10 protein-coding genes and 1 pseudogene are annotated in these 13,855 nt (G+C 52.7%); 5 read left to right on the forward strand and 6 right to left on the reverse strand.

Going from position 1 to position 13,855, the window contains the following annotated elements:
- Positions 1-156: 156 nt before the first annotated feature.
- Entirely contained in the window at positions 157-354 is a 198-nt protein-coding gene (locus tag EDC14_RS14505; protein ID WP_165908030.1) for a small, acid-soluble spore protein, H family, read from the forward strand.
- A gap of 2,803 nt (positions 355-3,157) precedes the next feature.
- Here EDC14_RS14505 and EDC14_RS14515 read toward each other — a convergent pair.
- Both EDC14_RS14515 and EDC14_RS14520 read right to left on the reverse strand, forming a co-directional pair.
- Complete coding sequence (locus EDC14_RS14515; RefSeq protein WP_132015138.1) at positions 3,158-3,739, reverse strand: HDIG domain-containing metalloprotein; 582 nt, start codon at positions 3,737-3,739, stop codon at positions 3,158-3,160.
- Positions 3,740-3,929: 190 nt separating this feature from the next.
- Positions 3,930-4,793 (reverse strand): DUF523 domain-containing protein, encoded by an 864-nt coding sequence (locus tag EDC14_RS14520; RefSeq protein WP_132015034.1) that lies wholly within the window; start codon positions 4,791-4,793, stop codon positions 3,930-3,932.
- 618 nt (positions 4,794-5,411) lie between these two features.
- Between EDC14_RS14520 and EDC14_RS14525 the strand changes: the two genes are divergently transcribed.
- The 4 genes from EDC14_RS14525 (at position 5,412) to EDC14_RS14540 (ending at position 10,196) form a co-directional block, all read left to right on the forward strand.
- Positions 5,412-7,226, forward strand: coding sequence for a S8 family serine peptidase (locus EDC14_RS14525; RefSeq protein ID WP_165908031.1), 1,815 nt, complete (start codon positions 5,412-5,414; stop codon positions 7,224-7,226).
- A gap of 526 nt (positions 7,227-7,752) precedes the next feature.
- Positions 7,753-8,679, forward strand: a complete 927-nt coding sequence (locus EDC14_RS14530) for a VanW family protein (RefSeq protein ID WP_132015036.1) — start codon at positions 7,753-7,755, stop codon at positions 8,677-8,679.
- Positions 8,676-9,101, forward strand: a complete 426-nt coding sequence (locus tag EDC14_RS14535) for an EamA family transporter (protein ID WP_132015037.1) — start codon at positions 8,676-8,678, stop codon at positions 9,099-9,101. The genes EDC14_RS14530 and EDC14_RS14535 overlap by 4 nt, the downstream gene beginning before the upstream one ends.
- A 312-nt stretch (positions 9,102-9,413) precedes the next feature.
- Entirely contained in the window at positions 9,414-10,196 is a 783-nt protein-coding gene (locus tag EDC14_RS14540; protein WP_132015038.1) for a L,D-transpeptidase family protein, read from the forward strand.
- 85 nt (positions 10,197-10,281) lie between these two features.
- Here EDC14_RS14540 and EDC14_RS27795 read toward each other — a convergent pair.
- The 4 genes and pseudogenes from EDC14_RS27795 to EDC14_RS14560 all read right to left on the reverse strand — a co-directional run bounded on the left by EDC14_RS27795 (position 10,282) and on the right by EDC14_RS14560 (position 13,805).
- Positions 10,282-10,739, reverse strand: a pseudogene (locus tag EDC14_RS27795) (YbaK/EbsC family protein).
- 48 nt (positions 10,740-10,787) lie between these two features.
- On the reverse strand, positions 10,788-12,971 hold the full coding sequence (locus EDC14_RS14550; RefSeq protein ID WP_132015039.1) for a Tex family protein: 2,184 nt from the start codon (positions 12,969-12,971) through the stop codon (positions 10,788-10,790).
- 163 nt (positions 12,972-13,134) lie between these two features.
- Positions 13,135-13,323, reverse strand: a complete 189-nt coding sequence (locus tag EDC14_RS14555) for a hypothetical protein (protein WP_132015040.1) — start codon at positions 13,321-13,323, stop codon at positions 13,135-13,137.
- 245 nt (positions 13,324-13,568) lie between these two features.
- On the reverse strand, positions 13,569-13,805 hold the full coding sequence (locus EDC14_RS14560) for a sigma factor-like helix-turn-helix DNA-binding protein (RefSeq protein ID WP_132015041.1): 237 nt from the start codon (positions 13,803-13,805) through the stop codon (positions 13,569-13,571).
- Between the last annotated feature and the right edge of the window lie 50 nt (positions 13,806-13,855).

Genomic DNA, 13,855 nt, shown 5'->3' on the forward strand with positions numbered 1-13,855 from the left:
TTCAAGGTCCGTTTTGGGCTTGCTCATGGAACTTGGGGGGTTCGCTGAATCGGCTTTTTGAGGGCGTTTTCCCCTGTTCAGCGAACCCTAATTAAATTCAACTTATATGGTAAAGAACCCAAATCAGGAAATACTACACGCTGAGGAGTGATCATCTTGAATAGGCAGGAAGCAAAACGAATCATCGAATCGTATGGAGTAATCGAGGTCCGACATGCTCAAGCACCGGTTTGGATCGAACAAATCAACGATGACGAAACCGCCGAAGTGAGGGAGCTAAATACGGACATCCGAATGGAAGTCCCACTCGCTGAGTTAGAGAGAAGCTCTATCCCGGCCGACCATGAATGGTAAAAAAAAGAGCCCTTCCCTTTTTCGGGGAAGAGCTCCTTGCTCTAACTTATCCGTAGTATTTGGATCGAAGCATTGACATTGTCCTGGACGCCATCGACGTTTTGTAGCAAAGCAACGGTGTTGAAGGAAGTATGGTTCCGGATGGTGAGAGTGGCCGGTGCAGTGATGCTGACAATAACGTGTCCGGTATTCTCCACGTTTGCAGCGCCCACCCCGTATATCGAACCGGGAATGAGTACACCGTTTAAAAATAGCGCGAATTGATTGACTCGGTCAGCTACCACTGTAAACATAATACTGTAAACACCGCTGCTAGTGATGAGTATCTCTGCACTTCCAGGTGTATGGGAGATGCCTCCTACAATTAAACCGTTCGTATCCAGTGGTACATCGGTTTCTGCAGGTATGCTGGGAACAATCGTTGTATTATAAATATATGCATAATCGGTGGATACCAATGGTCCAGTCGGTCCAACGGCTCCGGTCGGTCCTACCGCACCAGTCGGCCCTACGGCTCCGGTTGCTCCAGTCGCTCCGGCTACTCCTGTTGCTCCGGTAGGCCCTACAGCCCCGGTTGGTCCTACGGCTCCGGCGGCTCCAGCTACTCCCGTGGCTCCAGTCGGTCCAACGGCTCCGGTCGGCCCTACCGCACCAGTCGGCCCTACGGCTCCGGTTGCTCCAGTCGCTCCGGCTACTCCTGTTGCTCCGGTAGGCCCTACAGCCCCGGTGGGTCCTACGGCTCCGGTGGCTCCAGCTACTCCCGTGGCTCCAGTCGGTCCAACGGCTCCAGTCGGTCCCACAGCTCCAGTCGGCCCTACCGCACCGGTTGGTCCTACAGCTCCAGTGGCTCCTACCGCTCCGGTGGCTCCTACCGCTCCGGTGGCTCCAACGGCTCCGGTAGCTCCAACGGCTCCGGCAGCGCCAGTCGGTCCAGTTGGTCCTGCAGCTCCGGTCGGTCCTACCAAGCCAGTGGCTCCAGTCGGTCCAACCGCTCCAGTTGGTCCAACCGCTCCGGTGAGTCCAGTTGGTCCAGTTGGTCCAGTAGCGCCACTCGGTCCTACCAATCCGGTGGCTCCAGTCGGCCCGGTGGGCCCTGCGGCTCCGGTCGGTCCTACCAAGCCTGTAGCTCCAGTCGGTCCTACAGCTCCGGTTGCTCCCGTTGCTCCGGCTACGCCTGTAGCTCCGGTCGGCCCTACGGCTCCAGTCGGTCCCGCAGCTCCCGTTGCCCCGGTTAAGCCTGTAGCTCCGGTCGGCCCTACGGCTCCGGTTGCTCCCGTTGCTCCGGCTACGCCTGTGGCTCCGGTCGGCCCTACGGCTCCAGTCGGTCCCGCAGCTCCGGTTGCCCCGGTTAAGCCTGTGGCTCCGGTCGGCCCTACGGCTCCTGTGGCTCCCGTTGCCCCGGTTAAGCCTGTAGCTCCGGTCGGCCCTACGGCTCCGGTTGCTCCCGTTGCTCCGGCTACGCCTGGGGCTCCGGTCGGTCCTACAGCTCCGGTTGCTCCCGTTGCTCCGGCTACACCTGTGGCTCCGGTCGGTCCTACAGCTCCGGTCGGCCCCGCAGCTCCGGTTGCCCCGGTTAAGCCTGTAGCTCCAGTCGGCCCTACGGCTCCGGTTGCTCCCGTTGCTCCGGCTACGCCTGGGGCTCCGGTCGGCCCTACAGCTCCTGTTGCTCCCGTTGCTCCGGCTACACCTGTGGCTCCGGTCGGTCCTACAGCTCCGGTTGCTCCCGTTGCTCCGGCTACGCCTGTGGCTCCGGTAGGCCCTACGGCCCCAGTCGGTCCTACAGCTCCGGTCGGCCCCGCAGCTCCGGTTGCCCCGGTTAAGCCTGTAGCTCCAGTCGGTCCTACAGCTCCGGTTGCTCCCGTTGCTCCGGCTATGCCTGTGGCTCCTGTCGGTCCTACAGCTCCGGTTGCTCCCGTTGCTCCGGCTACACCTGTGGCTCCGGTCGGCCCTGCAGCCCCAGTAGGTCCAACAGCTCCCGTCGGCCCTACGGCTCCAGTCGGTCCTACAGCTCCAGTCGGTCCTACAGCTCCTGTTGCTCCCGTTGCTCCGGCTACACCTGTGGCTCCGGTCGGCCCTACGGCTCCAGTCGGTCCTACAGCTCCGGTCGGTCCTTTGGCTCCGGTCGGTCCAACACATCCAGTTGGCCCAATGCAACCATGTTTTCCAAAGCCTTCAGGTCCTACCGTCCCGGTTATATCATTGGATTCAGTTAGGCTAATTGGGCCTCCAACTATTGGAACTTGAATGAATTTTTGCAGAGCTTCGTTGATCGTGTATGAAAATGCCGCAACGGAAGATGCGAGAGTGGGGAAGCGTACTGATAGTGTCAATAGTTTATCGACTGTTACCTGAAGAACGTTAATAACACCTTGAGTATTGCCTGCCGCAAAACAGGAGAGCGCCACTTCGACATCTTCGGACAGCATTTCTCTTAAGTCATTGGAAACATTCAATTCCTGAATGCTATCTCGAATTGCAATGAGTAGTGACTCAAGATTGGAAATATCTGACGAATCATTATTCAAAAAGAATCACCTCTCCTTCTTTCGCTACCATCATACGAAATAAATATGGATAAGGAGTTATTGCAGAAGACACTTTATCCAAGAAAATGCCAATTGGAACCAAAAAGCATGCCTGCCAACAGCATTTTTTCTTGAGTCCGTTCGATATTTTAGGCAATATTTTTGTCACTTATCGAGAAAAGTTTTAAATAAACATCTGTATGATAAAAAGAGACCCATTGTATAACAGCATACAACGAATCTCCTGAGAACCTAGCATGAATATACCGGGTTATCGCCTAAGCAACATAACCCTTCAACCCTATCTCCTCAGCCACTTTTTGCATTCCCTGGATTGTTTCATCAATCACCCGATCGAGATCCATGCCCAGCAACGAAACGCCTTCCATAATCACTTCCCGGTTGACTCCAGCCGCGAAACTCTTCTCTTTCCATTTTTTCTTCACTGATTTCACTTCCAAGTCGAGCACACTCTTGCTGGGTCGGACCATGGCAGCGGCAGCAATAAGCCCGGTAAGCTCATCGATGGTATAAAGAACTTTCTCAAGATTGCTCAGGGGCTCTATGTCACAACACAGTTTCCAGCCATGGCTTTGAATCGCGCGAATATATTCCTCCGGCCAATTGCGTTCGGCAAGGATCTCCCGGACCTTAATGCAATGTTGTTCCGGGTATTGTTCATAATCAAGGTCATGCATCAGACCGATTAATCCCCACAATTCCGGTTCTTCCCCGTACAGCTGTGCGAAATGGCGCATCACAGCCTCCACGGTCAACGCATGTTTAATCAAACTCTCATTTCGGTTAAACTCAGTAAGCAGGGAAAACGCTTCAGCTCGATTGGGATTTATTACCGTCATTGCAAAACCTTCTTTCTTGTCACAATTTTCATGACCAGCTCGCAAGCTTTGGTTGGCCACTTGTCCTACTTTAAATATCTCCGTGCGAAAATTTCTGATATATTCTTTATTTTTATGGACTTCCCTGCAATTTCCATCGGGATTAACAATTCTGAAACTTCAATCTGACTATAACTTACCAAAAATGTTACTATAAACCAAACTGTTTTTTGAGCCCCGCAAGCCGTTTATCCACTCCGCTTTCACCCGGCAACAACCTTCGAAAGCCGAAAAGCGGTATTTGAGTCAGGTTTCGCTCCTTCAAACATTGCCTGAGCTCTTCAATGAAAACTCCGGAGCCTTCTTTTTCAGAAACATCACGATCGTGGCCGAGCATCGTCCCCTTGCCCTTGGTAACCTCCACACCACAGGAAGGACTGGGATTCATCCCAAGAATTCCAACTACCTCATAATCATGGTTGCTATAGGCCTCTATCTCTTCCGCTACTTGCTCCGCTAATTTTCGAAAGCCGACGCGCAATTCGTCCTCCGGGAGTAATCCGTAAAACTCCTTTTCCAGGCCGAGACAGCGGAATTCCGGACAAGGCATCTGCACAATTCCGACTCCGTTATCGACCAAAAAGCGGATCAAAGGCTCTGTGGAGCCGCGATAAGCGCTCCCGCCCGGGAAACGGGGATTGGTATTCAAAAAACAGTGCGCTAAAAACAATACCCGTCGGCCACGCCGGTCATTCAAGAACAAATAGCCCAAACGAAAAGCATCGGCAAAATTTCCGTAGAATGAAATCTCCCCGGTAGCCCATAGTCCGATGAAGAACGGCAGCTCCCCCTCCAGGATCTTTGATAATACCGTTATGGAACAAGCTAGCTGAAGATCCGGATCCTCGACTGGGGAAACAAAGCAGAGCCGGGCCGCTTCAGAACGCCAGTAGAACGATTCGCCATCAACATCCCAACGAATCGTTCGCTCCCATCCTTGCAAACGCCGGGACGATTGGGCATTTTGATGAACCCGGTCCAATAATTGCTCTAAAAGGATCTTACGATTACTCAACTTCTATCACTCCTTCATCGGTCGCAGAGTGGGGGGCAAAACGGCTTGCAGTGCACCTCTTACGCAAAAAACATCCCTTTGGCAGCCAAATTCAATATACCACCAAAAAAAACAAGTATCAAGCAGACATTTAACATTTATTTCTAACCACGACGATTGCGAAGCCGCTTGCGGAAATGAAAATTATCCTGTGTTTTCGCTCTTCGAAATGAGTGGAACGCATCTTCATATCAATCCGGAATGTTCAATATTTTTCCCAAGATGGTATATACCGAAAATCCTGCTAAGAAGTACAACTGTTACAAACCGCAATAAAAGTCTATAATTCATTTATTGGCTCAGCTTTATTGCATGAGATCGTGTTTCATAATTAAAAACGATGTTCCATATGCAACAACATTAATCCTTAGTCTATATGATTTACGAAAATAACGAACGCTTCACCGTTTTTTCGCAAATCATTTGATTCAAATCATGTCGTTGCATATAGAAGCGTTGTGATAAACCCTGTCCGAAGGCCAGGGTGAACACAAAAGCTCTGTCTGGAACATTATCACATTTGCCTCTGGGCAAATGATTTATGAAACCGGTCTCCAAAACTACGAATGGAGGTCTCCAATGCGATTCACTCTCAAAAAAACTTCACTAAAGTATCTAGTAACTCTCTCTGCAACAATGGTACTCGTATTCTCCAGTATCGCGATGGCTAACTCCAAGGCAACGACCGCCGTCTCCAATGAGGGGACAATCATTGTTCAAGATGGGCAATCCGGAGCGGTCATCTTCGAAAGGAACGGCACGTACTACTTTGGGTATACCAACTCCCAACAACTCGTCAACCACGGCGAGATCCGGCCAAAAGAGATTTTGGTGAAATACAAAAAACCAGATCCCGGCAAAAATCGCTTGACGGTTCAAGGTATGGAGTCAGTCCAAGAAACCGTCAAAAAATATTCCGGATCAACCCGACAGATCAATGACCAGCTTCGCCTGGCATTGGTCAAAGTTCCCCAGGACAAAGATTACTTCCAAACCATGCAGGAACTGAAGAAAAACTCAGTGGTTGAATACGCGGAACCCAACTATGTTCTGCGCGCCCAAGCCGCGCCCAACGATCCTTACTACGCCCGACAGTGGGGACCCCAGACAATCCATGCCGAAGCGGCCTGGAGTAAGATTGACGCCACCAAACGGGCCGGGGTCACGATCGCCATTTTAGACACGGGAATCAACGCGATGCACGAAGATTTGCAGAGCAGCATCGTTTCCGGGTTCAATGTGGTGAATAATAACAATAATACCAACGATGGAATGGGTCACGGCAGCCATGTGGCCGGGATCGCCGCTGCGGCGGTTAACAATGGCAAAGGAATAGCCGGGATTGCAGGCGGCAGTAAAATCATGCCTGTCAAGGTTCTCGGGGAGAACGGTTCCGGAGATTTATCGACGATCATCAATGGGATTAAATACGCTACGGACCATGGCGCTCAAGTAATTAGCATGAGTCTGGGCGGTGCCGGATCCAGCCAGGCCTTGCAAGATGCGGTAAACTACGCCATAAACCGTGGAGTCAGCGTGGTAGCCGCCTCCGGCAATGAAAACGGACCGGTGGATCTCCCGGGTAATTGCAAAGGCGTTATCACCGTTGGCGCCATCGACCGGACAGGAATGCGTGCTTCCTACTCCAATTATGGCCCGGAAATGGATGTCATCGCACCCGGCTCTGACATCATGAGCAGCTATATCGGGGGTGCTTCAAGCTATACGACAATGAGTGGAACTTCCATGGCGACACCGTTTGTCGCCGGAGTGGTGGCATTGGTTCGCGCTGCCAACCCCAACCTGACCCCGGACGAAGTTACCGCAATCATTCAGCAGTCCGCCACCGACAAAGGCCGGGCCGGTTTCGATAATGAGTACGGCTATGGCGTGGTTGACGCGGAGCAAGCGGTGAATCTGGCTTTGAAGGGAAACGGCAATTCCAGTCCTGCGCCGGTGCCAACTCCGAATCCGACGCCGGCGCCTTCACCCGCGCCGCAACCCAGTATCAATCTGGCGCTCAACAAGACAGCAATCGCTTCTTCGGTCGAGTCTCAGACCCGGAACGCAGCGAAGGCGTTTGATGGCACCACCGCGACCCGTTGGGCCAGCCGGGAAGGGATCGATCCTCAGTGGATCCGGGTCGATCTGGGTAAAACCAGTACCATTGGCAAAGTAGTCCTCAAATGGGAGACTGCTTACGCCAAAAGCTATAAGATTCAAGTATCGAATGACGCCATCCATTGGGCAACTGTCTACTCTACTACTTCCGGAACAGGCGGAACCACAACCCTGACCGGTTCGGCGATCGGACGCTATGTCCGGATGTACGGAATCCAACGAGGTACTCCCTATGGCTACTCTCTGCGGGAGTTCGAAATTTACGGAAAATAAGCCCATGATCCTGAGAACCGCCAAAGAGGCTGCTCCAAACGAGCAGCCTTTTTTTATTGTTGGTTCCAGAAATCCGGGAGCAAAAAAAACCTTATTATATGGCTATATAGGATGAAATAAATATCTTTACTATATTTGCATAGTAAAGCCGAATGCAAATGAAATCAAGGCGGAATTTATTTCATCCTATTACAGCAGTAATAAGTTGAATTAAATCCCTTCATGTTGCCATCATGGCCGGCTTTAGGGACATGGACATGATGCTTATAGAAATTTAATTCAACTTATATACCCTATGTATAGCACTGATTCTCCGACAATAAATATATAAAGATCAAACCGCTCACCCAACGTCGCCAAACCACACCTTCCATCCGCCAAAATCGCAACCGTGGGCTTCAAGTCAGAGTCCGACCATCATATGGCCTTGCCTCGGCCAGTCCGAAGGCCCTCTGTTGAAGATCGGTGGCAAAGTCCTTTTATCAAATCAAAAAAATTTTAAGTTTCGATACAACCGGAGGGCGCTTTGAAAAGAAGTCAAGTTCAGCTTCTGCTATTGATCCTTTTTGCTTTGGGATTCTGCGGCGAAAAGCTTGTTTCCATGGCGCTTGCCGGGCTGACGATTCAAACGCTGAATCAAGCGGCGGAGATCCAAGACCCTCACCCCTTTGGCCGCCCGGTTGAGGGTCCGTTGCAATGGGAAAATGACCCGCAATTTCAAGCCATTTGTCAAAAATACGGCGCCACCTTGCGAATGGCGGCTTTTCAAACCACTCTGCCCGATCCCTTACCCGGAGAAGAATACAATGTCGCTTTAGGCGCCCGGATCTTATCCGGGGCCATCGCCGAGCCGGGCAAAACCTTCTCCCTGAATAAGCGGATCGGACCTTACTCCGCCAAGCGAGGTTATCAAGACGGTCCAACCTATGTCGGGACTCAGGTTTTTCTATCGATTGGCGGGGGTGTTTGTAAAATTGCCTCCACCTTATACAATGTCACGATGCTCGCCAACTTGCCCATTGTGGAACGTCATCCCCACAGCATGCTCGTTCCTTATGTTCCAGCCGGGCAGGATGCCACCGTGGCCGACGGCGGCAAGGACTTCAAGTTCAAAAACGACCGGGACTATCCGCTCCTGATCTGGTCGGGCACAAAAGATAATACTTTATCCATTGCATTTTACGGCCGTTCTGTTCCGCCCAAGGTTACTTGGAGGCATCAAATTATGAACCGTCAAAAGACTTACACGGTATATCGGTATAATAAAAATTTGGCGCCGGGCATTGAAAAAACCGTCATCCCCGGAGCGGATGGACTCACCGTGAAGACTTGGGTGATCATTGCCGCTCCCCCGACGCAGCCTTGTGAGAAATATCTTGGAATGGATTATTACCGACCGTTACCCAACGTCGTGGAACGCGGCCCCATGAAACAACGGGGGAATGGCACATGAATGCCGTCTTTTTGGCCCTTTTTGGCGCCCTATGTTGGGGAATCGCTCCCCTGTTCGGCAAGGTCGGGCTGCGCGGCATCAACCCTTATGTCGGCCTCTCCGCCCGGACCATCATTACTGTCTGTTTAGTGACGGGATTTATTCTCGGCCAGGGTGGGCTGGAAAAGATCGCATCCATTCCGGCCCGCCGCTGGCTGTATTTAGCAGCCGAAGCCTTCTTCGCCACTTTTATCGGCGATCTTGCCTATTATGCGGCGATCAAGAAAGGGGCCATCGGGCAGACTTCCCTCATCTTATCCACCTCTCCGCTCATCACTTTATGGGCCGGCTGGTTCTTCCTGGGCGAAGCGCTCTCTCCCGCCAAGATCTGTGGCGCAGTCCTCATCATCATCGGTTTGGTGTTAATCGGATTCAAAAGCTGATCCCGCGCGATAATAAGTCCGAGCAATGCTACTTTGACACCTCGTTTTCTCATTCCGCATGCTGTCCCCTCACTCTCGCCGCCTCCCCCGGTCTAAAGAAAACGGCTCCCCATAATAGACTATACGAATCATCCATTCATGGCCAGTGCGCCGGCAGCGGACGGGCCATTGCGTATAGATTGGAGCTGTCAGCAAGATCTGGATTCAATTCATGGAATTCCCGGTCCTATTACGGACGATGTTATGTTAAGATGGCAATTGTTCTGCTTAAATATAACCAGATCATCATCATGAGATAAAGGGGGTTTTGCTATGAAAAAGAATAAAGTGCCGTCGCTTATCGTCTTTATTGCCATTAGCCTGGCCCTGGTTTCGCTCAGTGGTTTGGTTCTGGCATACCGGACAACTTCAAAAGACGAGATGCAAGGAGAAAAAACGTCCGAGGTTGCGACTCCTGAGGACGCACCGGCGCCACCGGCCGCGCCGCCAGCACCGCAGCCGGATCAAGAACAGCCGGAAGTAGCGGTCGTGAAGCCGACAGCCGCCATCCCGGATAATTGTCTGCCGCTTCAAACCATCCTGAATCAGCGGGGATTGACAGTTTCAGGGCATAAGCTCGTAATTTATGTGAAAAAATCGGCCAAAGTTCTATCGTTGTATTTAGATGGTGAACTGTTAAAAAGCTACCATGTGGAACTTGGCGATTCCGGTTTGGCTGACAAGCAGGTCTCCGGCGACCACCGGACTCCGGAAGGGACCTTCTACATCACGGAGAAGTCGAAGCTCATCCCTTCTGATGAATTTCTGGGCTCCCGTTGGTTCCGATTGAGCTATCCCAATGTCGAAGATGCCGAGCGGGGCCTCAGACAGGGATTGATCGACCAGGCGACCCGGGATGCAATCGTGGAAGCCAATGCGAATTACACCACCCCGCCGCAACGAACGGCCTTAGGCGGCGGCGTCGGAATCCACGGCGGCAGTCGTTCCAGCTTGGGTCCGAACTGGACCTGGGGTTGCGTCGGCCTGTCCGATCGGGATGTTGAGGAATTCTTTGACTATATTGCCGTGGGCACAACGGTTGTAATCGAACCTTGATTGAATCTTTTCGAATGAAGTTTTTGAAAGAAAAGACCATCGCCAGGCAACGATGGTCTTTTCCGGTATCAATAATCTCTGCCGCTCAGGCGCACACATCCACCCATTCTCCCCCGTGACCGGCTCCAATTGGGATGGGCTGATCCGGACCGCTGAATTGGGGGAGCCTCCCGCCGGAAAAACATAATCGAACTCTCGCAAGGACTGATCGAGATAGATCGCCAGCCGTTGTTTTAACCCGAAGGGGCAGACACCGCCAACCGGGTGGCCGGTTACCTCCAAGACCTCGTCGGACTTGAGCATTTTGGCTTTTTCTTTGAAGTATTCCTTATACTTCCGGTTGTCCACTCGGGCATCACCTTTGGCCACGATCAAGACATCCCGTTCTTTCAGCCGGAAAGCCATTGTCTTGGCGATGCGCGCCGGCTCGACCCCCAGGGTTTAAGCGGCCAGCTGAACCGTAGCGCTACTCTCAGCCAGTTCGATTACGCTCAGATCGAGCTTCAATTCTCCAAACTGTTGTTTGACACTCTCTACACTCATCGTTCCTTTTCACTCCTTGCCCCCCGCCCGGCGGAATCCCAAGACGGCTTATTGGACCGGGGGCTTTTTCATGGTCAAAGCGATCCGTTTGCGAGTCTGATCGACTTCAAGCACCCGCACTTCGACAATATCTCCCACCGCCACCACGTCCGTGGGATTTTTGACATACTTGTCGCTCAACTGCGAAATATGCACCAAGCCATCCTGCTTGACGCCAATGTCCACAAAAGCGCCGAAATCGACCACATTCCGGACGGTTCCGGTGAGAACCATTCCCGGCCGGAGATCCTCCATGGACAGCACATCGGTGCGGAAGACTGGCTTTGGGAGGTCCTCGCGCGGATCGCGGCCCGGTCTGCTCAACGAATCAATAATGTCCTTGAGAGTCGGTCGGCCCACTTCCAACTCCCGGGCCATCTTGTCGACATCCAGCAGTTGCAGTTTCATCCGCAAAAGCCCCAAGCGCTCCTTGTCCCGGATGTCGGCCACTGTAAATCCCAGTTTTTCCAACAGCCGGCACGCCACGGGATAGGATTCCGGATGAACCCAGGTAGCATCGAGCGGCTGGTCGCCGTCGGCGATCTTTAAAAAGCCCGCCGCCTGAATAAAAGCTTGTTCGCCAAGGCGTTTGACCTGGAGCAGTTGAGTCCGGTTAGAAAATTTGCCGTTCGTTTCCCGGAAGACCACGATATTCTTGGCCACTGCCGGTTGGACTCCGGCCACATATTGCAGCAGGGAAGGCGAGGCCGTGTTGAGATCGACGCCTACAAAGTTGACGCAGGACTCGACCACTCCTCCCAGCGTCTCCGTCAGTTTTTTCTGGTCAACGTCATGCTGGTAAAGGCCTACTCCGATCGATTTGGGGTCAATCTTCACCAGCTCGGCCAGCGGGTCCTGAATCCGACGGGCAATGGAGACGGCGCCGCGCATCGAAACATCCAGTTCGGGAAATTCCTCTCTGGCGAGCTTCGAGGCAGAGTAGACCGAAGCCCCGGCTTCGCTGACGATACAATAAGCAATTTGCCGGGTTTCCAGCCGGTGCAATAACTCGGCGACCAGTGTCTCCGTCTCGCGGGAGGCAGTCCCATTCCCGACCGAAATCAGGTTGACCCCGTGCGTTTCGATGAGCTCCTGCAGCTTTGACAATGCTTCTTCCCGTTTCTGCTGAGGCGGATGCGGGTAGATCGTGTCCGTATCCAATAGTTTGCCGGTCTCATCGACCACCGCCGCCTTGCAGCCGGTCCGGAAGCCGGGATCGATCCCCATCACCCGGATATTTGGAACCGGCGCTTGCAGGATCAGATTCCTGAGATTAAGGCCGAAAACCCGAATGGCATGCTCTTCGGCGACGGTTGTGAGATGCGCGCGCAACTCCCGTTCCAGCGAAGGAAAGAGCAGCCGTTTATAGCTGTCGCTGACCGCCTCCGTCAGTTCGGTGGTAAAAAGGGATTTAGGATTGATCACCACCAGCTGCCGCAGTTTGGCGACGGCAATTTCGTGGTCCAATTCCAGGCCCACCTTGAGAGCGTCCTTATCCTCGCCGCGATTCAACGCCAAAACCCGGTGCGGCGGTATTCTCTTCAAAGGCTCCCGGTAACTGGCGTACATTTTGAATTCGTCCAATCCGTCCGGATCGTTCTCCGGCCCGGCCTTCGCTTCGGAAGCGATGAGCGCCTGGTCCCATAACAATTCCCGCAAGATCTTCCGATACGCGGGGTCGTCGGCGATTCTCTCGGCAATTATGTCCTTCGCCCCCGCCAATGCCGCCTCCATATCGGCCACGCCCAGTTCGGCGTCGACGAATGGCCCGACCCATTCCGCCAAAGTTCCTTCCGCGATGGTTTGGCTCCAGATCTGGTCGGCCAACGGCTCCAGCCCCCGTTCCTTGGCAATCATCGCCCGGGTGCGTTTTTTCGGCTTATAGGGCCGGTAGAGATCTTCCAACTCCTGAAGCTTGGTCGCAGCCCCGATGGCCGCCGCCAATTCGGGGGTCATTTTCCCCTGCTCATCAATGGAATGACTGATTTCACTCTTGCGAGCCTCGAGATTGCGCAGGTAATTCAGCCGCTCCTCGACGCTGCGGATCTGTTCCTCGTCCAGTTCGCCGGTCATCTCTTTCCGGTAGCGGGCAATAAACGGAATCGTATTTCCGTCATCCAGCAATTGCACGGTATTGGCCACTTGGCGGGGGGCAATTTTGAGTTCGGCGGCGATTGTTTTTACCAGGTCCATGTCGTAGCTCCTTCAAACAGAATCGATATATCTCAAGTCGAGTTTTTTCCAGGCGCTAGTTGCGATCTAATTTATCGTCCCACACTTAAAAAATTATAACGGCCCAAATTGGAAAAAACAAGCGATAAAAAAAGAAGCCTCACGGCTTCCGGGAATACCCTAATCAATCATGGACCTCCACGGCTTTTTTGGTCATGGGAATGACTCCCGATTTTCCATTCTGGGCATCGATTACCAGCATCGGTTCCTCGTTGGGCTTGATCAAGCCGATCTGATGACCCCGTTCCTCCACGTAACTCATGGTCATCATCCTGGCCCGCTCCTTTTTCAATTGGGCTAATTGCTGTTCCAACGAATGATGTTTGTTCCTTAAATCATATATCTCTTGCGATTTCATCACGCAACTGTAAACTCCCTCCATGAGAGGGAATAACACGACCCGGCATGAAACGAACATTACCAGACCCCATGTCAGAAATGGCCAGAATGAACGGGGCCGAAACCGGAAACGGCGCCGAACCTGAGTTGAATCATTCCGAACCGGCGAACTCTCTTCCGAAACAAATGGATTAGGGCGTTGATAATTTCGCATGGATCTCAACCCGGCTCCGCCTCGCTTTCATCGGCTTCCGCAATTCCAAGCGCGGCCCCGGGTAGGATGATTACCACCTCGTAGCCTTTGCTCTTGGCCCGGTTATAAAGCGTCCCGACCGTACTCGGGGTCAATTGGAGACGCTTGGCAATGGCTTCGGTGCTCTCTCCTGTCTCTTTAAGCACGACGACCTGCCGTTCCCGAAAACTCAGGTTTTCTACGCCTCGAATTTCTATTTTCATTATACCACCGCAACTACAAAATTTCTACAAAATTACTACAAAATTTTATA

Origin of the sequence: Hydrogenispora ethanolica, from assembly GCF_004340685.1 — a bacterium.
Lineage (GTDB): Bacteria > Bacillota > UBA4882 > UBA8346 > UBA8346 > Hydrogenispora > Hydrogenispora ethanolica.

What these genes read in the sequence shown, in the direction of transcription:
- EDC14_RS14525 (WP_165908031.1), top strand. Translation starts at nt 5,412, where the DNA reads ATGCGATTCACTCTCAAAAAAACTTCACTAAAGTATCTAGTAACTCTC.
- EDC14_RS14540 (WP_132015038.1), top strand. Translation starts at nt 9,414, where the DNA reads ATGAAAAAGAATAAAGTGCCGTCGCTTATCGTCTTTATTGCCATTAGC.
- EDC14_RS14560 (WP_132015041.1), bottom strand. Translation starts at nt 13,805, where the DNA reads ATGAAAATAGAAATTCGAGGCGTAGAAAACCTGAGTTTTCGGGAACGG.
- EDC14_RS14515 (WP_132015138.1), bottom strand. Translation starts at nt 3,739, where the DNA reads ATGACGGTAATAAATCCCAATCGAGCTGAAGCGTTTTCCCTGCTTACT.
- EDC14_RS14535 (WP_132015037.1), top strand. Translation starts at nt 8,676, where the DNA reads ATGAATGCCGTCTTTTTGGCCCTTTTTGGCGCCCTATGTTGGGGAATC.
- EDC14_RS14550 (WP_132015039.1), bottom strand. Translation starts at nt 12,971, where the DNA reads ATGGACCTGGTAAAAACAATCGCCGCCGAACTCAAAATTGCCCCCCGC.